The organism is Moritella sp. JT01 (genome assembly GCF_001574435.1).
In the GTDB taxonomy this organism is placed as follows: domain Bacteria; phylum Pseudomonadota; class Gammaproteobacteria; order Enterobacterales; family Moritellaceae; genus Moritella.
In genome coordinates, this window is the sequence record NZ_LOCN01000033.1 from 50741 (window position 1) to 74047 (window position 23307).

Annotated in this window: 24 protein-coding genes; 14 read left to right on the forward strand and 10 right to left on the reverse strand. The window is 38.6% G+C overall.

Translation table 11 applies throughout. From position 1 onward, the window contains the following. Positions 1-292 precede the first annotated feature (292 nt). A complete protein-coding gene (locus tag AKG98_RS20400; RefSeq protein WP_067050500.1) occupies positions 293-1150 on the forward strand; it encodes an aminotransferase class IV in 858 nt (285 codons plus the stop codon). A gap of 69 nt (positions 1151-1219) precedes the next feature. On the opposite strand, the gene AKG98_RS20405 is transcribed toward AKG98_RS20400, so the two are convergent. Both AKG98_RS20405 and AKG98_RS20410 read right to left on the reverse strand, forming a co-directional pair. Continuing rightward, positions 1220-1843 carry a hypothetical protein gene (locus AKG98_RS20405; RefSeq protein ID WP_067050503.1) on the reverse strand — a complete coding sequence of 208 codons (624 nt, stop codon included), beginning with the start codon at positions 1841-1843 and terminating at the stop codon, positions 1220-1222. A 295-nt stretch (positions 1844-2138) separates the two neighbouring features. Further along, complete coding sequence (locus AKG98_RS20410) at positions 2139-2993, reverse strand: crotonase/enoyl-CoA hydratase family protein (protein ID WP_067050506.1); 855 nt, start codon at positions 2991-2993, stop codon at positions 2139-2141. 338 nt (positions 2994-3331) lie between these two features. Here AKG98_RS20410 and AKG98_RS20415 point away from each other — a divergent pair, with 338 nt between their 5' ends. The 4 genes from AKG98_RS20415 (at position 3332) to AKG98_RS20430 (ending at position 7089) form a co-directional block, all read left to right on the forward strand. Next, positions 3332-4240: a hypothetical protein gene (locus AKG98_RS20415; protein WP_067050509.1), complete on the forward strand. Its 909-nt coding sequence runs from the start codon at positions 3332-3334 to the stop codon at positions 4238-4240. Positions 4241-4317: 77 nt separating this feature from the next. Then, a complete protein-coding gene (locus AKG98_RS20420) occupies positions 4318-5502 on the forward strand; it encodes a DUF5692 family protein (RefSeq protein ID WP_228140382.1) in 1185 nt (394 codons plus the stop codon). A 73-nt stretch (positions 5503-5575) separates the two neighbouring features. Then, positions 5576-6367, forward strand: coding sequence for a hypothetical protein (locus AKG98_RS20425; RefSeq protein ID WP_067050512.1), 792 nt, complete (start codon positions 5576-5578; stop codon positions 6365-6367). A gap of 236 nt (positions 6368-6603) precedes the next feature. After that, positions 6604-7089 carry an ATP synthase subunit I gene (locus AKG98_RS20430; RefSeq protein WP_067050515.1) on the forward strand — a complete coding sequence of 162 codons (486 nt, stop codon included), beginning with the start codon at positions 6604-6606 and terminating at the stop codon, positions 7087-7089. 33 nt (positions 7090-7122) lie between these two features. Here AKG98_RS20430 and AKG98_RS20435 read toward each other — a convergent pair whose 3' ends face one another. Beyond that, entirely contained in the window at positions 7123-7782 is a 660-nt protein-coding gene (locus AKG98_RS20435; RefSeq protein ID WP_067050518.1) for a DUF2913 family protein, read from the reverse strand. Between the two features lie 17 nt (positions 7783-7799). After that, a complete protein-coding gene (locus AKG98_RS20440) occupies positions 7800-8042 on the reverse strand; it encodes a hypothetical protein (protein ID WP_067050521.1) in 243 nt (80 codons plus the stop codon). A 190-nt stretch (positions 8043-8232) separates the two neighbouring features. Between AKG98_RS20440 and AKG98_RS20445 the strand changes: the two genes are divergently transcribed. The 5 genes from AKG98_RS20445 to AKG98_RS20465 are packed head-to-tail and all read left to right on the forward strand — an operon-like array spanning position 8233 to position 12151. Beyond that, positions 8233-8676: a YHS domain-containing (seleno)protein gene (locus tag AKG98_RS20445; RefSeq protein WP_067050524.1), complete on the forward strand. Its 444-nt coding sequence runs from the start codon at positions 8233-8235 to the stop codon at positions 8674-8676. 51 nt (positions 8677-8727) lie between these two features. Further along, entirely contained in the window at positions 8728-9231 is a 504-nt protein-coding gene (locus tag AKG98_RS20450; protein ID WP_067050527.1) for a hypothetical protein, read from the forward strand. A 4-nt stretch (positions 9232-9235) separates the two neighbouring features. Beyond that, entirely contained in the window at positions 9236-10108 is an 873-nt protein-coding gene (locus tag AKG98_RS20455) for a hypothetical protein (RefSeq protein WP_067050530.1), read from the forward strand. Then, positions 10068-10976, forward strand: a complete 909-nt coding sequence (locus AKG98_RS20460) for a cyanophycin synthetase (RefSeq protein WP_067050533.1) — start codon at positions 10068-10070, stop codon at positions 10974-10976. Before AKG98_RS20455 ends, AKG98_RS20460 begins: the two co-directional genes overlap by 41 nt. Then, positions 10976-12151: a hypothetical protein gene (locus AKG98_RS20465; RefSeq protein WP_067050536.1), complete on the forward strand. Its 1176-nt coding sequence runs from the start codon at positions 10976-10978 to the stop codon at positions 12149-12151. The genes AKG98_RS20460 and AKG98_RS20465 overlap by 1 nt, the downstream gene beginning before the upstream one ends. A 31-nt stretch (positions 12152-12182) precedes the next feature. Here the strand turns inward: AKG98_RS20465 and AKG98_RS20470 are convergent, their stop codons facing one another. Together AKG98_RS20470 and AKG98_RS20475 are read right to left on the reverse strand one after the other, a co-directional pair. Then, positions 12183-13067: an NRDE family protein gene (locus AKG98_RS20470; RefSeq protein ID WP_067050539.1), complete on the reverse strand. Its 885-nt coding sequence runs from the start codon at positions 13065-13067 to the stop codon at positions 12183-12185. Beyond that, positions 13055-13597 (reverse strand): hypothetical protein, encoded by a 543-nt coding sequence (locus AKG98_RS20475; RefSeq protein ID WP_067050542.1) that lies wholly within the window; start codon positions 13595-13597, stop codon positions 13055-13057. Before AKG98_RS20475 ends, AKG98_RS20470 begins: the two co-directional genes overlap by 13 nt. A gap of 229 nt (positions 13598-13826) precedes the next feature. Between AKG98_RS20475 and AKG98_RS20480 the strand changes: the two genes are divergently transcribed. The 3 genes from AKG98_RS20480 (at position 13827) to AKG98_RS20490 (ending at position 17164) form a co-directional block, all read left to right on the forward strand. Beyond that, positions 13827-14168: a HopJ type III effector protein gene (locus tag AKG98_RS20480; RefSeq protein ID WP_067050544.1), complete on the forward strand. Its 342-nt coding sequence runs from the start codon at positions 13827-13829 to the stop codon at positions 14166-14168. Positions 14169-14395: 227 nt separating this feature from the next. After that, entirely contained in the window at positions 14396-15076 is a 681-nt protein-coding gene (locus AKG98_RS20485; protein ID WP_067050547.1) for a hypothetical protein, read from the forward strand. Positions 15077-15334: 258 nt separating this feature from the next. Beyond that, a complete protein-coding gene (locus tag AKG98_RS20490) occupies positions 15335-17164 on the forward strand; it encodes a methyl-accepting chemotaxis protein (protein WP_067050551.1) in 1830 nt (609 codons plus the stop codon). Between the two features lie 69 nt (positions 17165-17233). Here the strand turns inward: AKG98_RS20490 and AKG98_RS20495 are convergent, their stop codons facing one another. Both AKG98_RS20495 and AKG98_RS20500 read right to left on the reverse strand, forming a co-directional pair. Then, entirely contained in the window at positions 17234-17773 is a 540-nt protein-coding gene (locus tag AKG98_RS20495; RefSeq protein WP_067050554.1) for a thioesterase family protein, read from the reverse strand. A gap of 163 nt (positions 17774-17936) precedes the next feature. Continuing rightward, the gene (locus tag AKG98_RS20500) at positions 17937-18494 is read right to left on the reverse strand and encodes a PepSY domain-containing protein (protein WP_067050557.1); all 558 of its coding nucleotides are present in this window, start codon (positions 18492-18494) and stop codon (positions 17937-17939) included. Between the two features lie 435 nt (positions 18495-18929). Between AKG98_RS20500 and AKG98_RS20505 the strand changes: the two genes are divergently transcribed. Beyond that, a complete protein-coding gene (locus tag AKG98_RS20505) occupies positions 18930-21662 on the forward strand; it encodes an EAL domain-containing protein (RefSeq protein WP_198155581.1) in 2733 nt (910 codons plus the stop codon). Positions 21663-21705: 43 nt separating this feature from the next. Here the strand turns inward: AKG98_RS20505 and AKG98_RS20510 are convergent, their stop codons facing one another. Further along, entirely contained in the window at positions 21706-22311 is a 606-nt protein-coding gene (locus AKG98_RS20510) for a hypothetical protein (RefSeq protein WP_067050560.1), read from the reverse strand. A gap of 105 nt (positions 22312-22416) precedes the next feature. Continuing rightward, on the reverse strand, positions 22417-23094 hold the full coding sequence (gene yjjG / locus AKG98_RS20515) for a pyrimidine 5'-nucleotidase (RefSeq protein WP_067050563.1): 678 nt from the start codon (positions 23092-23094) through the stop codon (positions 22417-22419). Positions 23095-23307 lie beyond the last annotated feature (213 nt).

Consider the following 23307-nt stretch of genomic DNA (forward strand, 5'->3'; position numbering starts at 1 on the left):
TTAAATTGGCCATCTAAAATCAGATAACACATTACAAATCCCCTCACTTACCACTGTCAAACGACATTCAGATATCTAGAGCATCTTTTTTGTATCTAACATTCAGTAACTACATCTTCTATCAAAACAACCCTCCGTAACATAAAAAATATAGCTATGTTCCCTTTATTACGGTGACATTGGTTAGATAATTTAAAGTTTTTATTAGATTCCACCTAACACCGAACTACACTTTAGTGGTACTTTAATGGTACTTATCACCATATAACGTAACCTAATGTTGAGGGAAAATATGAGTATCGTATTTTTGAATGGCGAATACATGCCTGTTGAACAAGCGAAAATATCACCGTTAGATCGTGGCTTTTTATTTGGTGACGGTATTTACGAAGTGATACCTTCGTGCAATGAAAAAATGATTGGCTTTAAGTGGCATATTGACCGCATGAATGATGGCTTAAAAGCGATAGGCATTGACCTTAACTGGAAACATGATAAATGGCAGTCTATCTGTGAGCAGCTCAGCGAGAAAAATGGTTCAGGTTCATTGGGTATCTATTTGCATATCAGCCGCGGGGCAGATACAAAACGCTTTCATGCTTTTCCTGAAGGTGTAGAACCGACAGTATTTGCGATGGCATTCAAAATACCGCAATTAGAAGGTAGTGACTTAAATCATATAAAAGGCTACGCATTGGCGAGTACACTTGATTTAAGGTGGAAGCGATGCCAAATTAAATCAACCGCATTACTTGGAAATGTACTCCATTTTCAAGAAGGGTATGAAGCTGGCTGCCAAGAAACATTACTTTTCAACGACAATGGCGAGTTAACAGAAGCCAGCTCTTCTAATGTTTTTATTGTTAAGAATGAAGTAATTGCCACATCAATTCAAGATAACCAGATTTTACCTGGAATTACGAGACGTATACTGCTGGATGTATTGCGAAAAGACGGTTCTTTTAAAGTAGAAGAACGTATTATCACATTAGATGAAGTCAAATCAGCAGATGAAGTTTGGATTACCAGCTCAAGTAAAGAAGTTGCTCCCGTTACACACCTTGATGACTTAGAAATTGGTTCTGGTCAGTTAGGTCATATATGGTTCAAAGCCGCAAGCTTATATGCACAACACAAATTCAATTATTAATCATTGATACGCCCCCTCGCCGAAGCAAGGAGAGCCTTATCATCAATCGATTTGATTCAAGACCCGCAATTAAATTATCCAGCTAGTTATAGCATCTGTAGTTGCTTTACCACGCATATCGGGGCCGGAGCCAAAACGTGAAAAATGTGGAGCAGCAGTGATCCGGCTGCTCCCCGTTTGATGTCCTCGAGCCTTTAACATTCCTATCGCACCTTTATAACCAATAACTTTCCCGTTAAATCTATGACCTTTTAGTTCCTTGGTAACTTTACTCCCAAGTGACTTTGAAAATACTGTAATATTGTTGCCACTAAAACACGCATATATATGAATAGTTAGATTCTGCTTCTTTAGTAGCCCTAATTTAGCCGATAAATGCAGGGCTAATTCGATATGACTCCAAGTTTTACTCGATGGTACAGTTGGGCCGGTTGGATTAGCTGGATTAGGCACCTTTAACTTCCAAGACATCTTATCGGTTTGATATTTGTGACCATGACCAACAACAAAAATCTGGTCACCAGCTTTTATCTCACGCCAATCCCCAGCACGAGCAGTAAGACCGAAGCATGCATTCGCAGCTACCCCACTCTCAAAAGGAAGTATTTTACTATTTATATCATCAGACTTCGCTAATCTAACCATATCTAACTGCCAGTCTTTGTCTTCAAAAGGTAACCAATAATACTTCATACATATGCCTTATAATGTAAATAGTTATTCTATATATACTGTACAAGCAAGCATCTATGTAACCTGACAACTTAAAATTATCAGTTCATTATAGATGCACTCAGAACCCACTTATCTTAATTCACTAAAACTGGAAAATGGGATGAAGTTCCTTCAAAACTACACTATTGAAGTCATTGCGATATAAAATATCAAAATAATGACAATTACTGAATCTCCGCTCTGTAAGTAAAAGTAAGCAACCTTTAAAAACTAAGACAAAACAAAATGTTAGCGTTACAAATGATAGAGAGCATTAATTAACGAACAAACCTGTCACTTTACGTAACGGTTTCAATTCCGGTGCTTTACGCTGTTTTTTGGCTTGTAATATCGTCATGGTTTCTTCTAAACACAACATACCCGCTTGCCAAGTCGCCATGTATTTCAAGCTATCGTCAACACCGTGATCGCGGCTGTAATTAAGCATCTCTTTGCTGCCTGTCACTGCCAGTGGTGAATGTGCTGCTATTTGACTGGCAATCTGTAACACCCCATCTAACATGGCTTCTTGCGTTTCGAACACTTGATTAACCAAACCAAATTTATCCGCTTCAGCGGCACTAAAATTACGCCCTGTGTACGCGAGTTCACGCACGATGCCTTGCGGTAAAATACTCGGTAAACGCTGTAATGTACCCAGATCAGCGGTAATGCCTAACTCCACTTCTTTAATCGTAAAGAACGCATCTTGCGTGCAATAACGCATATCTGATGCTGCGATCAGATCTAACGCACCACCAATACAACCACCTTGAATTGCTGTTAATACGGGTACGCGTAACTGTTCAAGATCAGTAAAGACTTGCTGCAACTGCATGATAAAACGACGCATCGCTTCACTAACTCTGGCTTTATCTCTACCCATAGGGAAATTATCAGGGCTTTGGAATACGTCTAAATCCATACCGGCACAAAAATGTGGGCCTTGCGCCGAAATCACCAACACACGTAAATCATCTGTCATCGAAAGTGCTGCGATAGCCGCAGGGAATTCACGCCAAAAATCCAAATTCATTGAATTCAATTTATCAGGTCGACTAAATTGTAAATGCGCAACGCTATTCTCGACTGTTAACGTAAAGGTGTTGTAACTCGATTCTATGTCCATTTTCATCAGTTCCTTGATAATGATTACGTTATGCTAGCAAAATGAACCGCTGCCAGCATTATCTTTACATTACATATTATTGTCTGTATCTCACACACCATAAATTAACCAACGATTTACCTGCATAAAAAAGAAAATCATCGCGCTCTGTCGCAAAAAAAATAGCATAAATTAGATATAAACCACACAGCTATCAAGCATATCCATTTAGGGCTAGTTAGATTGTAAATCGTGATCAACATCGCGCTATCCCCGTCGCTAAATAACTATAATAAAACCAAGTTAGAGCCATTGCTCTACAGCTTGGTTAATAAGTTATAAGACTGATTGGAGGTAGTATGAATATTCCTGCTTGGCAATATATTGTATCCATGGGTGGTTACATATTATTCCTACTGTTAATGGTAGAAGGTATGCGCCGGACCCCAAAACTAACCGCTGCATTTTGGTTACTCTCATTATTAACCGCACCCTTATGGGCAGAAAACTTAGATGGTTGGTTCCGCTGGGCTAAAACCGTCAGTGTACTGATTCCTACTGCAATTGTGGTGGGTGGTGCCCGTATCGCGTGGTTATATCATGATAATCCAAATAAGTTCTTATCATTCTTCCGTGGCGATTGGGTATTAAAAGTGCTCTATGCGGTACTCTTCCTTAACATCGCTGAGGCTACTGTGAAAGACTTCGCAACCGCCAATTATTTTAACGCCATCTGCGGTGTGATCTTGTGTATCACCATTCCATTCCCACGCTACAAAAACGGTCAGCGTATGTATTGGGTGATCGGTCGTGGTAAACCCAATGATTTGTTGTTCTATTCGACCGCCGCCTGGAACTTTCTTTATACCACTTGGAATCTGGCATTCGTGTTTGGTGAAAACCCAGGGTTCTTCGCTAGTTCATTCTGTATCTTAATGGCAGCAGAGCTCTATCCGCTCATCAAAGGTCGCCCAGAGCTATACATGACAGCACGTGTATATACACTGGCGTTCCATATTCTGGTGCGTGCAAACGCCGATATCTTCACGCCGGTGATGGATTCTTCAAGCTGGGCCAATGAGCAAGTGCTCTGGTTCTGGGGCGCAATCAATCTTGTATTACACATACCATTTGCCATTTGGTACTTCAATAAAAAACGCAACAACCCAACGGGTGAGCCGCCTTGCGGTAAAAACCAACCATTAATGAGTGAATACGCGGGGACTGAGTTGGATCCGGTCATGAGAGGAAAACGAATAAGGGTTTGATTATGTCAATGTGAATATTCAACAAATCGCGTCCATTGGATGGACGCAGTCCCTGAACCTAAATGATAGAGAGCACGATGATGACAAACAGAATTAACGCTATCTTTATGGCCATGTTGGCATTGCTACTGCTGGTCTGTGCAAGTGGTGCAAACGCAGCCACAGCCAGCAATGATATGGCCTATGTAATCGACATTAACAATACCATTTGGCAAGGTACACGTGATGGCAAACCAGGTGAAGGCAGTATGCTTTACCGCTTAGAATTTTCAGATAATAACCAGGTACAAGTAATCAAACAATCAGGGGGGTTTAACCACAGCGAACCGCAAACTTGGCACCAACAAGATAACCGCATCATCATTAACAGCGATGTAAACTCTAAAATTAAAGATTTTGACGGGGCAACGCTCACATTTTTCGCTGATGATCGCATTAGCTTTCGTCTCGATGATGATTCATTTACCATTCATAAGTGGTATCAATATCGGGCTTATGGGCACGTACTCTTGGTATTACTTGGCCTAATGCTACTGAACGAGATATGTCGCCGCGTAGCTTGGAGTAACTACTTACTGTTCTTTATTTTACCTGTTGTACTTATCCCTCTGTGGTCTAGCTATGATGTTACTTACTGGTTTAAATGGGTAAAACTTTATTCGGTAGTCGGTGCGGCTGCATTATTCACCCTGATCCGTTTTACCAAAATAGGTAACATGAAATGGGCTAAATTTGGTGCCGCAGCATTTCTCGCCATTAATATCTCCGAAGCAGTCATGCAAGACTTCAGTATGGGTAATACGGCGAATGTGCTGAATGCCATTGGCGGTATCTTATCAATTATCACCTTAACCGGTTGGCTGAGTATTCAGGCAGACAAAAGCAAAGAGAAAGACATGGTCTGGCCAGCGATGACTGTCTTCTGGATCATTGCATATGATGTGTGGAATATTGTTTTTGTTTACTTAAATTTCCCAGGCTCAGCGACAGCCCAATTGATGGTACTTATATCGGCAACCATTCCCGCATTATTTATTAAAAAAGGCACCTGGTTACAAGCCCGTGCATTTACCTTAGCGGGTTCATTTATGTATTACTTCAGCAACCCCGCCATGTTTGAAAGTAATGTTGTTGCCATGCCACGTAATGATGAGTTAATGCTTGCCGCTGGTGCCGCCAGTTTCATTATCAATAGTATTTATGCTTACTTATTTTTCAGTAAAAAATGGCAACAGCGTCAGCTCAAAAAAGTCACAGCATGATCTCATCCATTAACGATATAGCGCAAATATAGCTTTCAATCATATCAATATTTCATCTAGAACGGAGTCAATTATGAAAAAAACTATCATGACACTTGCAGTACTAACCTTTATGTCTCCAGCCATGGCAGCCGAAACAAGTGCCGAACTCGACATGTCAGATCCAACCGATGTATATACCACGCTGGGTCTCGCTTACGGTACCGCGGGATTAGACTTTAAAGGCATGCTGATGCTATCAAGCACAGAGACACAAAAAACAGGGGTTATTTTTGAAGCTAAAAATATGCTTAACGAAGACGCTGACGCAATTAACCCACTAACACGTGACGAAGTGAGTGCCCGCTCTTATCGCCTGCGTTGGGGCACAATTAACACCGAAAATGGTTTAGGTTGGTCAATTGATGCGGTGAATGCAGAGCACCCGTTCTTTGGTAATATGACGGTTGTACAAACAGGACCAAACATGACCATTCCTGTGGGTGACAGTTTCTACATTTGGCCTATCGTGTATGTCGGCGGTGTACTTGTAGAAAACAACAGTGAACACTTCCCGATGGACAACTCAATGTCAAGTGAGGGTATTGATATAGCCTCTGCGGTAATCACAGGGATGGTGTATGCGCGTTACACGATCACCGACCAACTGTGGGCACTTGGTAGCTACTCTTATACCACGGATATTCAAGGTAAATCTTGGTCTGATAATATCGCAGATGGCGGCTTACAAATGGCTAATGCTAAATACGACCTCACCCTTGGTTACCAGTTTACTGATCGCCAAAATGTAACCCTGATTTATCGCGGAGATGACGGCGATTCAAGTGATGATAGTTTCGCGGTTGGCTATAACTACGCATTTTAATTTATTTTAAAATAGTAATTTCTAATTCAGTTATGCACCATAACAACGAGTACATTTTGTTTTTCATTAATACATACTCTTTATTTTCTAATAAGAGTAGAGGTTGGATAAAATGTTACTCGGTACATTTAAGAATATTTACACTTCAAAACTAAAGATTTTCATGCATAACTCGCTAGAAAGCGGTAAAATAGCGTTTATGTGTAATTCATCTAAATAGGAAGGGTAAGCTGTAAATGCCACATAATGCATATGAATTAGCCATCAGAGGTTACGCACTAAAGCTCATTTTAGGTCAGCTGTTGTTAGTATTATTTATTGTTTCAGCGACTTATCTTGGTACCGATCACAAGTCTACACGCTCAGCAGCGCTAGGTGGGATGATCTTTTTGCTACCACAATATATTTTTACCCGATTGTCATTTTTGTATACCGGCTCAGCCAATATAATGCGCGCCAATACCTTTATGATCCTCGGTCATGCTTGTAAATTCGCGCTCATTTTCATTTTATTTAGCGTGATATTACCGTTACCCGGCATTCAACATTTCAACCTGTTTATTACGTTTGTGATTGTCATGTTTTCGCAAATATTTAGCTTGTTGAGACCTCTGCCTGAACAATTTTCTAAAACAGTTACGACACCAGAAGATACTGAAAGTACAAATAGCGAAAATGCGGACATAGATAAGATACTAACAACACGTACAACACAGGGATAATCAATCAAGATCATCCCTGCATATCATGCTAATTTAGTCTGCTAGTGTCGGTAAAATAGCTAACTTTTTAGCGTGATTAAACGGGCGGAGAATATAACGGTTATGGCGTTTCACAATCGAACGGTTCGTTGAACCAAACACCAAATAGCCGTGTGAGAACATTTTATCAATAAATGCTTGATCACCATGACGAATAAAGACCGAAAGCGGACTTTCTAATACACCATCGGTATCAGAGAAAGCACGATCATAAACCTCAGCACAAATAACCAGTGAATTCTCACCACTTGAGCTTAATTTAAACTTATCCGTCACATTGCTTTCAGTTTCAACCAACCAGCCTTCATTATCTAACTCAGTCAAAATATCTTCTAAAATAAACTGCGTTAAATTCTTATATTCCAGTTCGCAAATCTGCGTATACACTAGCTCTATTTTTTCAAAACGCTGCTTAAAATCAGCTTTAGGCCCTAATGTACGGCTTTCTTGCAACCAAATATTCAAATCACCCGCGAGGATAATATCAAAACGTTTTTCTTTTAACGCACTAATAATCCAATTACCGAGAAAGTGAGTCTCTGATACTGGATTTTGTAAGCTACGTTTTTGTGCTTGCGCATCAGAAAGTGCCGTTAGACCCTCTCTAACAAGCTTCAACATATTAACGTTATATGATTTTTCTTGTTCAGACATGTGTATTCCTCAGACCATTAACCAGTAAATATTGTGCTCAAGGACACATTATTGAAACCTGCGTACGCTATATATATACCAAAAACAATTGGTAGAATGACATAAATAAGCGAATAAATGGTAAGACCAAATGGTCGACCTAATGCTTTTCTCATAAAGTCTAAACGTGCTTTTTGATGTTTTGCTTTAGCGCGCGTGAATAAAATATAACTACCATGACACAGCATAAATAGACCTAAGGCCAACGTATAAAAATCCATAAAATTACCTTTGGTAAAAACTATAAACAATAAAGAGTGGATGCTAACAGAGCTACAATATCACAATGTGCTGTTTTGCTATTAAATTGTGATAACTTCGTGATAATTATAAATCTAATTACCGCTATAGTATATACAACACCTAGTACATACCTGACTAGATCAACTTAATGCAGTAGGATAAATAGACATGAAGTATATAATTAAATTGTTAGTTATCAGCAGCCTAATATTCTCGTTTAACAGTTTTGCTAAAGCACCTATCTATACGGGTTATTTTAGTAGTAAAGCAGTAAGTGGCTACGACACTGTTGCTTATTTCACCCAATCAAAAGCAGTAAAAGGCTTAAAAAAATTCAGTTTCGAATATAAAGGGGAAGATTGGTATTTTAGTAACAGCCAACACCTCGCGTTATTCAAACAAGAACCAGAAAAATACGCGCCACAATATGGCGGTTATTGTGCCTATGCAGTCGCGAAGAATGACACTGCCTCTTCGGATCCAACACAATGGACGATTGTAAACGGTAAGCTTTACTTAAACTACAACGCAGATATCAGGCAACAATGGTTAAAAGACAAACTAAACTTTATTGTAAAAGCGGACCAAAACTGGCCTCACGTATTGAACTAAATAATCATAAATTGAGTGACAGTATTAAACATAATTAAAAGGATTGTTAATATGCTAACAAAAAAACGCATTTACACTATCGCAAGCTGGGCTATCGTTTTTTGGATCGCTAAAATATTTCTGACTTCCATCCCGTACAAATTCTCTGGTCATCCAGATACAGAGCATATTTTCTCTACGATCGGTTCATGGATGGCTGCAACCTTATCTGTCGATTTAGGTGCTTTCTTTGCGCAATACGGTGCAATTGTCGTTGGTAGTGCAGAATTAGCGACAAGTCTACTTTTGCTAAGCCCTTTAATTTTGTTGATTAAAGATAAAATATCAGGCCAAAATAGCGCGCGTTTACGTGCAAAAATACACGTGTTGGGTGGTTTAGCGTCTTCCGGTATCATGGCTGGTGCGGTTTTCTTTCACTTATTTACCCCACTGGGTGTTGAAGTATTACATGAAGGCAAAAGCGATGGCGGCTCATTATTTATGGCTGCCGTATCAATCTTAATTTTAGGCTTAGTATTAAGCGCTATTAACTTAAAATTAATCAAAGCAGAGTAATCATATGATTATACGCGGCTTATTAATATTACATTATCTCGCATTTTGCTTTCGCTTTTTGACTATTCCATGGCGTTACTTTCAGCTTAATGCGCGATATTTCAATAATCAAAAGAAAATATTCTCGAAGCAAGATTTAGATGCTATCACCCCTGAGGAATGGCGTTTAAATCAGTATATTGATAGAAATAATTTACTCCCGACGCGCTATCCCGTATTCGCAAAACCAGAATGGGGACAAAATTCAACGGGCGTCAGTTGTATCCGTAATTATGCTGAGCTTAAAGCATTACGAGAAAGCCCTGGTTATCAGGTTCAGAATTATTTAATTCAAGAAGCAGCAACAGGCAATATCGAATTTGAAGTGTTTGTTGTTAAAGATCCTCAAAATGCTGGTCAATTTTCGGTAATGTCGATAACTCAAGTCATTAACAGCAGCACTGATAAGTTCCCCGTTAATGGTATTTATAATACCGAGACCCAATATCGGGATATTACAGACCAGCTCACAGTCACAGAACAACAGGCATTGTGGAAAGAGTTAAATCGTATGGGTGACTTTACGATTGCACGATATAGCTTAAAAGCGGATTCATTAGATACCCTTCTGCAGCGACAGTTTAAATTAGTCGAAGTAAATCTCTATGTTCCTATGCCATTAAGTTTATTAAGTCACAATTTGACCCGGTTACAGAAATACCAGTTACTGTATAACACCACGTATTCTCTTGCTCAATTAGCGCAACAGCTAAACGGCAAAAAAGTAACACAAGGTATCTTTTTTAATAAGTTGAACGCCGCTAAACGGGGTCGTAATACAAGGATTTTGAATCAAGATGAAACTAATAAAACAAGTAATCTACAAATGGATCAGTAGCAAGTTCATGGGCGGTTGTAGTAATTATAACAGCCTTGAAGTTCGCCGTGGTTGTCGATCTAAAAAGCAAGCTCGTGATAAATTTGCTGAAGGTAATATTCCTCACGCTAAAGGCGCGATCTTTTTCAATCCCTTCACTGCGGTTAAATTTGCCAAAGAACATGGTTTTCCATTAGTCATCAAACCAAACGTAAGTGGTTTCTCTCGTGGCAGCCATTTTCCTATCCGTAATTATAAAGAGCTGTGGCGCGCTATCTTTTTTGCTAAATTATGGTGGCCAACAACGGTCGTAGAACAGTACCTACAAGGTAAAAACTATCGCGTAGTGATTACTAAATCCGGTGTTATCTCTGTTTTACAACGCTACCCTGCATTTGTAAAAGGAGACGGTGTAAACACAATCAGTACCTTGATTAATACAGAAAATAATGTACGTGAAAAAATGGGGTTATATCCGTGTAACAACCCTATTTCGCAGGGTCAACAAACCATCAATTATCTGGCGAAACAAGGTTTGACCTTATCGTCAATTCCAGATGCTGAGCAACAAATTGATTTGTTTTATCGTATTTCATTAGCACCCGGTGGTGTTGTGGAAACCATACAACGCGATCTTATCCCAGCGTACAATAATGAATTGTTTGCCAAAGTATTAGATCTGTTTGACGCTGAAATTCTTGGTGTTGATGTGATCATGGAGCAAGGTATTGAACATGATGCCCGCGATCAAAAACTGATTTTCCTCGAAGTAAATTCGCGTCCTTATCTGAACATGCATAACTATCCACGTTATGGCCAAGCTGACGATCTTTCTGAGCATCTTGGTTTAATTACGGTAGTAACAAATCAACAAGCAGACATATTCTAATGTCTCGCTCAATATCGACGCTGGCACCTGCCAGCTACTTTACTTTATTTTCAGCCACTCACAGTTTTGTGATCGGCTTACTGCCCTTCTACCTTCCTATTCTTATTTGGCAGCAATATCAAGAACTCGCACCACTCACTGAATTTATCGCTTGGACTGGCGCGGGGTTCGTGATGGCATTATGGGGCTGGCATCAATTATTCATCCGAGGTTACTGGCGCACATTAATCATCTTATCGTTCGCCTTAGAAATCGGGCTTATTTATGTCGCACTCTTTCATATAGCAAACATTAACTTAATCATACTAGGCTTACTCAATGGCTTATTTAATTGCAGCTATTGGATGTTACAACGTATCCTTTTTAACAGCATCAGTGGCAGTAGTAATACCGGGCGACTGTTTGGTAATTTACAGCTGATATTAGGATTCAGTTTAAAACTGGGGATCTTGTTTGGCGGCTATTTTATGCAAACACAACCTTGGGTTATATTGTCGTTAAGCATAATGGCAGCGCTCGGTTTCTGTATCATGACTATAAACTCACTCGCGACACCGACATTTGTTTACGAGCGTAGTGATCATATTCAGGCTAAATCGGTGATTAGTACCCGTGATAAAATCGTGTTTCTTGTTGATGGGCCTTTTTTGTATCTCGAAAGCTATTTATGGGTGCTGAGTATTTTTCATTTAACCAACAGTGATACCAGTCAATTTAGTTTAACTGTCATTGCACTGTCTTTAGCCTTGGGATTCATATTTTACTTCATCAAAAATACCATCGACAAGCAGCCCCAATACCGACTATATCAAGTCGCGACGTTACTTTATCTTTGTGGTTGGTTAGTGCGCGGCTGGATCTCTCCTGATTGGAGCGGTTTTGCAATTGGGTTAGGTTTACTCAGTGTGGCATTTGCTACCGCATTGTTTCGTTTATATTTCAATAAACGTTTTTATGATAAGGCGAAGCAACAAGCTAATTACCAGTATTTAGTCAGCAAGAGCCTCTATTCTCAGCTTGGCATTGTGATATTTTTTGCAGGATTAACCGTTATGTCTAACGTAACTACCGTTAATCTTAACCACGTCTACTGGGGAGTATTGCCATTAATTGCTATTTATATGCTCTATCAGCAGGGTAGTAAGCCTATCAGCAACAACGCCGTATCACCCTAAGCGGTTTACGGCGTACAACCGACTTATGATATTAAACAACTTCGACGTAAGCTTCTCGCTGTGGATACAAAGCATAAGACTGATGTTGCTTAGATGAGCACGGACAACCACACACGTAGTTCATTTTAAGTTGCTTACGCGTGGCGATAAGGTGGGTAAAACTAACAGTCTGAGCATCATCGCGGTGCATACAGACAGATAAATAAGACGGTGTGGGTTCATGGCTAGCATGAAATCGAGTCAGCGCTAAACTGTTTTTATCTTCGATACGACGCAGATTCGTCAACTCAATAATATTCTCTTCTACACAATCCGTTTCTAACAAATCCGTTTCTAACAAATCAGGCGTTTTTCTAATTTCCAGCTCGTCATTACAACCATCACCTGAAAATAAGACCTGATGCTGCAATAAAATAGAATTGTGATGATCTTCGCGATAATTCGTCACTTCTGCCAATGCAACTGATGACGATATCATTGGCGATACCGCAGTAACCGTTGTTAACGTATGACCATCCCAACGTACCGCGTAAACATCGCCGGTTTGCGCTGTAAGATGACTCGGAAACACAAGTAGCGTAAAGGCAGCATACCGCTGTAAAGGCAATTTACTGAGTGCGTAACGGATCTTGGGTAAGGATGTATTACTGACTAATGATTTAACTAATAAACCACGGCTAATCAAATCTTTCCGGGGGGTGTTTTTTTGGTAATAATTAAGTAAACATATTGATAAGCCAGCTTGGTTAATTGCAATCCAAGTGCCGCCACCGACCGGATCCACAGGCATTAAATATTTAATCCCTCGCTCATTAAAATATTTGGGGAAATAGGCTAATGCCCGACCTTTTTGTTCATCTCGGTTAAAAAAAATTTGATAGCCATCATTTGCCAACAACCAGCTTACTGTACACATGATGCATCATTCCTTAGTGCCGTGAGCGTCGCAGGTGCTACACCCATATTATCAGGTGTATCAAAATCGCACAATTTAGCTGATATATCCATTAATGCGTAATGGTGAACAGCATGCGAACTCACAAATATAAGTTCACGAATTAATGATGTCTCGACTTGTGCAACTAACGTATCAACCATCGAAATTTCTGTCGACATAATCATTTTATTATTCATCATGCTTGGTTGCAATGAGAGTAGCCACGTCTTGATTTTATGTAATTCACATAATCCCGTCACACGACAAGATTCCACTAATGCACCACGACGACGAACATCATAATCAATAATCCCAACGTGTTCTTTTAACGCATAATAAAGGTCTAATACATGACGTAAATGCTCACCAATACAACTATTAACATAAGGCTTAGCGCGCATGCAATACTGGTCATTTGTCATCGAGGTCAGTAAAGCAACACCTTGATCTACACCTTCTATGTTTCCTTTAATCACCATTCTAAATTGCTCTACAGGATCTATGACCATAATCATTCCTTTTATTACCACTTATTTATAAGTAAAGCATACATCAAATACTAGGTTTAACTTATCACGAAAAAATCACAATTTGAGTGAGAAAGCGTACCATATCATCCCAGGTTTATTGAATAAGTAGGTGAACATTGAAACTAATTGGTAAATTATCACTCATTTAACTAACATTTATGATAAATTAGGCAAAGATAGCAAATACTTTAAATTAATGGGACACTCCATGTTAAATGACTTTTTAAATAAACTAGCGGCACAGCCAACTACTATTCAGTTCGACGATGTCATCGCTGTTATTGATGCAAGCTATGATTTCACTCCCACTAAATTTTACAATGGCTACCTAGAAAACGACGCTACTGAAAATACAGGTTCATGCAAATTGTTTGCATTAGGTCGTTTAAACAAATTCACTAAACAACAAATGCTAGAATGTTTCGGTACTTATTACCGTGATGACGTATTAAATAATCCAGAAGGTGATGATCACGCCAACATCCGTTATTTCATGCGCACAGGCTGGTCAGGCATTCAATTTGAAGCACTGCCACTAAAATTAAAATAACGTTAACGTATTAACGCTATGTTGAGGCAGAGAATTTTTTTCTCTGCTCAACTCTTTCTATTTATCTAAAAAACAGCCCTTCCTTCTCGCCATTTCCCACGATTTACTATACTTACCTTAAAATAATGACAATGCTTAATCTGCCTTACTAAGCAAATATAACCCGTTATACTTATAGCAACTGCGTTGTTCCTCCCCGATTTAGCGAATGCTAATAAGGAGTTGATATGTATATTCATTTAAATGGCTTTGACTTTGAATTTTCAAATCAAGTGATCGCATCTTTTATCAGCAGCACCGCTTATCAAAATCAATCTTCTGATATCGCAGGTATCCATCTTACTGATACTTATCAACAAATGCTGCATGCAGGTATAAGTAAAGATGAACTAATAAAAGCGATATTAAACTATCATATTAGCGCGCTACACGAAGAAGGTATTAGTGTTGAGGCGATCAAAAAATCAATGTATAACGATATTAATGTGAGCTTTTTAATTGATATAAAAAGCGATAATGTAGTCCGTTTCGTGAATTTAAATGATAATAAGAAAGAAGATAGCGTGTGTATTAATATGCGTAACTTTAATCATCAATTTACACTCACCTACTCTCAATTAATTCAACTTGAAGAGTCTTATCGTAATCAAACACAAGAACAAATATTGATACTGTTTTTAGAAACATTTAAAACCATAATGGAAACAGAAGACTCGGCGTCACGACAATGCTATTACGCTATTCTTGTTAGCACAGGATTACTGCTATTTTCCGAGCAGCTTAGTATTTTAGATGCAATACAGTTTAGCGATATAGAATTTGAACTTAATACCGATCGACTTTTATTGAATTTACCTGCAGGCTTAGAAACGTGTTTATTCGAACTGGAGTTTAATACAGAGGATTAACATTTTTCATTTAATATCCAAATTAATACCAATAAATAATACTCTAAAGTAATCCATCCTCAACCTGTAAATAACAAAAATATAAATATATATAAATTTATTTTCCCCGTAACAAACTAATTTTAAAAAAATTTATATTATAATAATGAAAATAGGATTATTTACCCCCATTTATCCTTAAAGTTATTACGCATCAAGCCGAATACTTAGACTAAGCCGTAAAATCGGTAATGTTAATCAGCTAGGATGTCGTAGAAGATGAAAATCAGAGATAAATTATTAGGTCTTACTGGTATTTCGGTAAGTGCACTCTTATTGGTACTTGGAATGTCTTGGGTTGCCAATAAACAAGTCACTAATATTAACCATGCCGCAACCGATGTAAAACAGCTCGAAGTCACGCTATTAAATTTACGCCGCAATGAAAAAGATTTTTTACTGCGACGAGACACCAAATATCTCGACAAATTTCAAGCTAACTACGCATTATTTCAAACGGAATTAAGCGAACTAGAAAAAGAGCTTACATCACTTAATATTATAGTGCCAAGTGTTGCAACCTTACCTGCATCAATGCAAGATTATAATCTCAGTATGATTGCACTGGTCAATAATTACCAAGCCCTTGGTCTTAGCCCTGAGCAAGGATTACTAAAGCGCCTCAATAATGGCTATAAACGTTTACTGCAAACAGCAGATCGATATAACCGTAATCTTCTGATTACCACCGATCTTGCACACACGGCAAAAATGTACGCATTACAGGGTAAGCCAGCCTATTACCTAGTTTATCAAACTAAGCTTGCACTGTACGACAAACAACTCGCTCTTGACTTCGGTAGTAGCTATACCGATTTCCGTGCAACCATGGCTGAAATTATTGAGCAATACAACACGATAGGTGATACACCCGAAGTTGGGTTACGTGGCGAAATGCGAGAATATTCACATCAAGTTGAACGTACCTTTAAAGATGCCAGCCAACAATTAGATGACGAAATAGCAAAGCAGCAGCAACAAACTGTAACGATCATTCTTGTGGCAGTATTAGCCGTGATAATAGCGCTCATTACACTCTCTTGGTTAATTAGTAACTCTATCCAACGCCGCATACAAAGCTTAAGTAGTTTGATGGCCACGATAGCGAAAAGTCATGACTTAACAGCAGTTGCAGATGAACAAGGCAATGATGAATTGTCACATATGGCAAGTAATTTTAATTACTTATTAACCAATCTCCGTGAACTCGTCAGCAACGTAAAAGAAGCTGTACATGAACTTGGCTCGGCATCAAGTCAGTTACAGAGCCGTAGTGTGGATTCTGATACTGCAATTAGCCGCCAACAAGCCGAGACCGATGCTGTCGCAACCGCAATCACCGAGATGAGTTCGACAATCAGAGAAATAGCAGGTAATACAGAGAGTGCCGCCAGCAATGCAGATAACAGCTACAATGGCGCTCAAGAAGGTTTATCAGAAGTGAGTGCAACAAAGAATCGTATACGTATTTTATCTGATGACTTATCTAAAACCAGTAATGAAGTCGCCAATTTATCAACACTGTCCGACAATATTGGCTCAGTGCTTGATGTGATTCGCTCAATTGCAGAACAAACTAATCTACTTGCTCTAAATGCAGCCATTGAAGCGGCAAGAGCAGGCGAACAAGGCCGTGGTTTTGCGGTTGTGGCAGATGAAGTTCGCTCACTCGCCCTTAGAACACGTCAATCTACAGAAGAGATCACCAGTATTATCGCCACGCTACAAGAGCAAACAGCTCAGGTAGTTGTACATATTAGCCGCTGCCACGAACAAGGTGAATTGAGCGTCGAACAAGCTGACAGTGCAGAGTCGAAGATTGGGCAAATCATGTCTGATATGCAACTCATCATGGATACCAGTACTCAGATCGCCACCGCTGTTGAGCAACAGACGGTCGTATCCGATGAAATTGGCCGTAACGTAACGTCAATACGAGATATTACCAGTCAAAATTCCCATATCGCCCATGAAAATGCGCAAGCAGCCAGTGCCATTGCTAATCAGGCTAAAACATTAGATCAATCCATTGCCCTGTATACGGTTTAATTAACGTATAAAAAGACCGAAGTCATCGCTTCGGTCTTTTTTTTCGGCCACAAAGTATGAAGCCGTTATCTAGCTGTTTTCTTTTATGGCTTGCTGCATCGTCAGCCAACTTTCGACAATAGGGTGTAATTCTGTATTTTCCACATTTATGATAACCGAACCGTTAAGTTCTGCATCAGCCGTTAACAATGATTGTGGTGTAACAAGTTTTCCTGATTTCAATGCAACTTCTTTGATTAAACCAATAGCCACGAGCTTGTCGTTACAAAAGAACTGGTGCTGATAATAGAAATATTTTTCATCACAACTTAAAATTTCAGTCGTCATCGTAAACGCTTGAAACGGACGAATTCGTTTTAGATAAATAAAATCTTGTGCAGCAATCATGCGTAAGCCATAACGCCCAGATAACGCAAGTCGAGAAGCGTGCCAGATACCAAAACGACCTAATTCCATAAAACTAAATACACGATAATTAGGTAAATGGTCGCGCCAGCCGAGATCATGTAACCACACCCTAAAGTGGTCACTGCGCTTATTCACAAGCGCCACCGCATCCTGCTTACGGGCACTAAAAATAATAATCAACATTCTAAAAAATAAATTCATGTTACTCCCACTGATAAAATAAATAGAAGTAACATTCTTACCTAAGCCTACGAAATGTAAAGAAAATGAAACAAAAAAAGTACATTAACGTTACAACTTATATACTCAGTATATTTTAGTCTGCATCGCAATCTATATACAGCGATGAGGTTTGGTACTTGTCTTAGTTCGTTGGTAAGGTAGTCTTACTTTCGAAAACTATTTTTTTCTTATTATTTTTTCGTTTTAAAATGTAAGGAGCTAAGAACATATACATACCTGTTACCCATAATATGAATAAAATAAGTGCTGCAGGTAAAAACACCCATAATGGCATATGCTTATTAAAAAATGATCCTTCATGTAATTTTTGGATAATGCCAGAACGGCGATAAGCAACCTGTAAAACTTTACCGCTGGTATTATCGATTTGAATTTCGATATTATTTTTAGCTCTTACTTTAACAATACCTTTAGATGGTTTGACATCTAATTTACTTATATCTTTCCAGCTGTGTATTTCTGAATTTGGTACCTGAGATGCAATATCAAATATTTGTTCAAAAGAGAGCTTAGGCTCTGTGCCAATTCCTTTCATCGTTGCAGGTTGTATCCAGGAAAATTCAGATCGAATGAGTAGCAAGATACCGCTAATGATAATAATTAACACTGGAATCGCAATTATTATCGACCCCCAATAATGTGTGTTTCGATTAAGACGTTTCCAGTTAATATTTTTCACGTAAATTTCCCCTCAGAATTGAGCTAGCTTTATTCGCGCTGCAAAAAAACGAATTGTAATGATAAGTATTATCATTTTCAATATTTACTTCTGACACTTTAATGTTTGCATGAAAGTCGAACACACAGAGGGTAATATCAGCTAATAAGTCGGTGGTAGTATTTAATCTACATGGGGTGAGATTAATACTGTATGTCAACGTACACTTTATTTATGTAAAACCCTGAATATTTATCGAGTCAATTACGTCGCTAAGCCAATGATAAATATAAACCTGCACATAATTAATAGTACATTCCCAGCACCAACACCTATACTTAAGTGGTAGCATTTAAGCTTATATCCTAAGAGGTATAATAAATCAGTTCCATGTATTGCAATCAATATTCAAAACAGGCATATTTAAAAGTCATTAACCATAATAGTTCACTAAAAATGCAGCGTTTTGAATTAAATAAACGGATTTATGTTTCGATTTCGATCTATATTTTATCTATTATTAGCTTGGCAACTTATAGCTACCTCCAAGAAAAAAATCACATTTACACTGCCCTTGATTTAAAATTAAAAACGGCAGCCCTGACGATTTCCTCATTATTGCCAGCCAATTTTCATCAAAAAGAAATGGCTTATGATGAAACTTCAACGCAACTAAATAACATAAACAGAACTGTCTTATCCAATTACGCTAAAAATATAAATATAACCAACTTATATACGCTTATCCTGCGCGATAATCAGATCCTGTTTACCTCAGCAAGCGCTACGCCCATTGATGACTCTGGTGTTGATAACAATAAGATTGAATTCTTAACCGCTTACGATGATGCAGACACCCTGCTATATCATATTTTTACCGATCAACAACCCCGCTTAATTGAATACCAAGATAAATGGGGTCGATTTCGTAGTATTTTCATTCCCCTTTATGCCACAGACGGAAGTGTTTATATTGCGGCGGCTGACATCACTATTGATACGATTTCTTTTCAACTCAATCAACACTTTAATAAGATAATGCTGACCTCTGCTATTTTTATGTTTACTGTCTTTTTTCTATTTTTTATGCAAACCGTTAGCTATCGCCAACAAGTAAAAAAATTACGTTATAAGATCGCGCAAAGAACGGCTGAATTAGTACAAAGTGAAGCAAAGTTAAACTCCATTTTTGAACATTCTCCAGTAGGTATTTTTCATTACAATAAACAAGGGGTCTTATTAAAAACCAATCGGCATTTTGAAGATATTATCGGGGCCAACAAAGATGGCTTGATTGGCTTCAACATGTTGAAAAAGATCCAAAACACCCCTCTTGCCACAGCAATAAAATCCTCATTGAAAGGACAAATAAGCACCTTCGAAGGCGAATACATTTCAATATCACACCGTAAAAAGTCTTATTTAGAAGTCGATTTAGTCCCATTATATTCAAGTACTGGTGAGATAGATGGTGGCGTAGGAGTTTGCGAAGATATCACCTTACAACAACAAAATACGTCTAATTTACAAAAATTATCACGAGTAGTTGAGTGCAGTTTGGACGGTATCATGATCACCAATACCAAAGGAGTTATTGAATACGTCAACCCTCGATTCACACAAATCACAGGCTATTCATCAAAAGAATCTGTCGGCGAGAAAGCCAATTTCTTCCGTTCGAGAGAAACCACCAATGCCACTTACAAGGAGCTATGGAACCGTATTTCAAGTGGTAATGAATGGTCTGAAGAAGTTCACAATCAGCGTAAAAATGGTGAATTATACTGGGCTAAAGTCACCATCATTCCAATGACTAATGCTAACGACGAAATAACCCATTTTATTGGTATTCAAGTAGATATTACCGAGTCTCGGATTATTGCTAAGCAAATAGCCTATCAAGCAAAACACGATATGCTAACAGGATTAATCAACCGTTATGAATTCGAACATCAACTAACCGATGCAGTTTGCAGTGCACAAGGCAGTCAACTTACCCACGTATTATTCTTTTTAGACTTAGACCAGTTTAAAATAATTAATGATACGTGTGGCCATGCTGCAGGTGACGAGTTATTACGCCAAGTAGCAGGATTAATCGACGACAACTTAAAACCAAACGATATATTAGCCCGACTGGGTGGCGACGAATTTGCCATATTAATGCGCAACTGCCAACTTACTGAAGCGGTTTTCGCCGCAAATGAAATCTTAGAAAAAGTTAAAAAATTCCAATTTATATGGAAAAAAAGTTGTTTTAGTATCGGTGTCAGTATTGGTGTTGCAGAAATAAGCCGTAACTCAGGTAACACGAGCGAAGTACTTATTCATGCCGATTTAGCCTGTTATGCCGCTAAAGACTTAGGGCGAAACCGAGTACATACTTATCACCATAATGATGAGTTACTCACTACTCGTGACGGTGAGTTCCGCTGGGTCAACGAGATAAAAGAAGCGCTTAATGAGGACCGATTTGAACTTTACGCTCAGCCTATCGTTGCATTATCCGATCCTGAACATAAACATGTTTTTGAAGTGCTTCTACGTATGCAAGCTAAGGACGGTAAGATCATTGCGCCTGGCATATTTTTACCTATCGCAGAGCGCTATAACTTATCGCAACCCATTGATCGTTGGGTATTTGATCACACATTAGATTGGATGCGAGAACATAGCCAACAACTGGATATTTTTGACCATATTAGCATCAATTTATCAGGCACTTCACTCGGTGACGACGACTTATTGCAGCATATTATGCGGAATATAACCCAAGCAGGTTTGACGCCCCAACAGTTCATGTTTGAAATTACCGAAACAGCCGCAATTAGTAACCTTGCCAACGCGACGGTATTCATCAATACCTTAAGTGAGTTTGGCTGCCAATTCGCACTGGATGATTTTGGTAGTGGTTTATCTTCGTTTGCTTATCTAAAAAACCTACCGGTTAACACATTGAAGATTGATGGTATCTTTATTAAAGATATTTTAACCAATCCAATAGACGCTGCAATGGTAAAATCGATTAATGAAATAGGGCATTTAATGAAGTTAAAAACTGTCGCGGAATTTGTCGAAAATGATGCTATAAAACAAAAAGTTGAAGCTATTGGTATCGATTTCGCACAAGGCTATGGCATTGGAGAACCACAACCTATTGATAATATGCTTTGCTTAAATCAAAAATAGCGATTCAAGCCTGGCAATTAACGCATCATAATGCTCATTGGTATTATTCAAAATATAAGCTAAACGACACACCAATATTATCCCGATTCATTGCTTTACCGTTATCTTCATCTTGAGTCCACACATAAGATAAACCTAACGCCATTGATGGATCGATAAAGTACTTAGCACCTAGGGTGTAAGACGTAGAATCAAGATAACCATAAGTCACTTCAGCACCAGTAAAAGCATGAGTAATATTGAAATCTGCTTCAAATTTAGGGCTAGAAGAAAGTTTTACACCCGCAATAACACTAGTGTAAAAATTTGAATCTTGCGACTTTGTGTCATTTTTCCATGTCCTTATTGAACGTTGGATTAAATTAGCTCCAGCATAAAATTCGGTCATATGGCCAGCATTTACTGATGTCATTAAACCTGCACCAAGTATTTTCGCTTTGGCTTTTACATCTGGATCTAGCGCAATATCATCTGTGTGATGATAAAAACCAGTAATATAAAAACGTTCTGTAATAGCACGTTCAACATTTACAGCCCAATGCTCAGATCGGTAACTTAGCTGTGCATTATTATGGCCAAAAGGTTCAGCCATCAGTGTTGGCGCAACAATAAGTAACGGTATGCTTGCAAGCGTTGAAACTTTAAACATGTTTTGTCTTTCCCTATAAAAAATTAACTTTAACTATTAAATTGATGACTAAAAGTATATCGGCAATACTCCGTAAAATATAAACATTTTATGCTTACAATCGAATTAAGCGGCTAATAACAATGATTGCAACTGTATTAATGACGTCACTTGATAACTAGGCTTGATACCGTCCGGTAATACAGCATTCTCACTATTAAGCCAACAAGTATCAAAACCTGCATTCATCCCACCTAAAATGTCAGAATGCGGATTATCGCCAACCATCAAGACTTGCTCACGCTGTATGTCACCCATGTGGCTTAACGCATATTCAAATATACCAATATCGGGTTTAGCAATGCCCACTTGCTCAGAGATAACAAGTGGTGCGAACACATCTTTTAAACCTGTTTTTTCTAAACGTACATGCTGTAGTTCAGTAAAGCCATTGGTAATAATACCCATGTTTACTTTTCCAGTTAATGCCGAAATAAGCGCTTGAGCACCGGGTAGTAAACTGCATATATCAGCCATTGCCGTCATAAATGCACTGTTTAAAGTTTGGGTTGTCACCTTTAGTTTATCCGCCCATAATTGAAAGCGTTTATTTTGCAATTGTGTTGCGGTGATTCGACCATCTTGGTAATCAACCCACAAAGGTAAATTAACCGTCTGATAATGGCTAAAATCATCACGACTGAAATCAACATCGAAACGAGAAAACATCAATTGCAAACCTTTATACGCATCGAAATGGAATAAGGTTTCATCGGCATCAAACAAGATCCATTGGTACTTCATGGTATTTTTCTCCAACGGCTAGCCGCTATAATAAATTATATAGGTGGATTAAAATGAACAGTCAGTGAAAACATCATGTTACCTTAATCAATATGGGGAAGTATGATGCTGAAAGTGTGATTTACCTAAACAATAATTGAAGCTCCCCCACCTAGCTTCGCGCCCGACAAGTCGGGGAAGGAAGGGGATTCTTGTCGTCAACGGCTTAAGCAT

Excerpts from the sequence above, each read along its gene's own strand:
- AKG98_RS20415 (WP_067050509.1), top strand. The coding sequence starts at position 3,332 with ATGAATATTCCTGCTTGGCAATATATTGTATCCATGGGTGGTTACATA.
- AKG98_RS20440 (WP_067050521.1), bottom strand. The coding sequence starts at position 8,042 with ATGGATTTTTATACGTTGGCCTTAGGTCTATTTATGCTGTGTCATGGT.
- AKG98_RS20445 (WP_067050524.1), top strand. The coding sequence starts at position 8,233 with ATGAAGTATATAATTAAATTGTTAGTTATCAGCAGCCTAATATTCTCG.
- AKG98_RS20485 (WP_067050547.1), top strand. The coding sequence starts at position 14,396 with ATGTATATTCATTTAAATGGCTTTGACTTTGAATTTTCAAATCAAGTG.
- AKG98_RS20400 (WP_067050500.1), top strand. The coding sequence starts at position 293 with ATGAGTATCGTATTTTTGAATGGCGAATACATGCCTGTTGAACAAGCG.
- AKG98_RS20480 (WP_067050544.1), top strand. The coding sequence starts at position 13,827 with ATGTTAAATGACTTTTTAAATAAACTAGCGGCACAGCCAACTACTATT.
- AKG98_RS20470 (WP_067050539.1), bottom strand. The coding sequence starts at position 13,067 with ATGTGTACAGTAAGCTGGTTGTTGGCAAATGATGGCTATCAAATTTTT.
- AKG98_RS20475 (WP_067050542.1), bottom strand. The coding sequence starts at position 13,597 with ATGGTCATAGATCCTGTAGAGCAATTTAGAATGGTGATTAAAGGAAAC.
- AKG98_RS20435 (WP_067050518.1), bottom strand. The coding sequence starts at position 7,782 with ATGTCTGAACAAGAAAAATCATATAACGTTAATATGTTGAAGCTTGTT.
- AKG98_RS20410 (WP_067050506.1), bottom strand. The coding sequence starts at position 2,993 with ATGGACATAGAATCGAGTTACAACACCTTTACGTTAACAGTCGAGAAT.
- yjjG (WP_067050563.1), bottom strand. The coding sequence starts at position 23,094 with ATGAAGTACCAATGGATCTTGTTTGATGCCGATGAAACCTTATTCCAT.
- AKG98_RS20460 (WP_067050533.1), top strand. The coding sequence starts at position 10,068 with ATGAAACTAATAAAACAAGTAATCTACAAATGGATCAGTAGCAAGTTC.
- AKG98_RS20495 (WP_067050554.1), bottom strand. The coding sequence starts at position 17,773 with ATGAATTTATTTTTTAGAATGTTGATTATTATTTTTAGTGCCCGTAAG.
- AKG98_RS20450 (WP_067050527.1), top strand. The coding sequence starts at position 8,728 with ATGCTAACAAAAAAACGCATTTACACTATCGCAAGCTGGGCTATCGTT.
- AKG98_RS20420 (WP_228140382.1), top strand. The coding sequence starts at position 4,318 with ATGATGACAAACAGAATTAACGCTATCTTTATGGCCATGTTGGCATTG.
- AKG98_RS20455 (WP_067050530.1), top strand. The coding sequence starts at position 9,236 with ATGATTATACGCGGCTTATTAATATTACATTATCTCGCATTTTGCTTT.
- AKG98_RS20510 (WP_067050560.1), bottom strand. The coding sequence starts at position 22,311 with ATGTTTAAAGTTTCAACGCTTGCAAGCATACCGTTACTTATTGTTGCG.
- AKG98_RS20425 (WP_067050512.1), top strand. The coding sequence starts at position 5,576 with ATGAAAAAAACTATCATGACACTTGCAGTACTAACCTTTATGTCTCCA.
- AKG98_RS20430 (WP_067050515.1), top strand. The coding sequence starts at position 6,604 with ATGCCACATAATGCATATGAATTAGCCATCAGAGGTTACGCACTAAAG.
- AKG98_RS20465 (WP_067050536.1), top strand. The coding sequence starts at position 10,976 with ATGTCTCGCTCAATATCGACGCTGGCACCTGCCAGCTACTTTACTTTA.
- AKG98_RS20490 (WP_067050551.1), top strand. The coding sequence starts at position 15,335 with ATGAAAATCAGAGATAAATTATTAGGTCTTACTGGTATTTCGGTAAGT.
- AKG98_RS20505 (WP_198155581.1), top strand. The coding sequence starts at position 18,930 with ATGCAGCGTTTTGAATTAAATAAACGGATTTATGTTTCGATTTCGATC.
- AKG98_RS20405 (WP_067050503.1), bottom strand. The coding sequence starts at position 1,843 with ATGAAGTATTATTGGTTACCTTTTGAAGACAAAGACTGGCAGTTAGAT.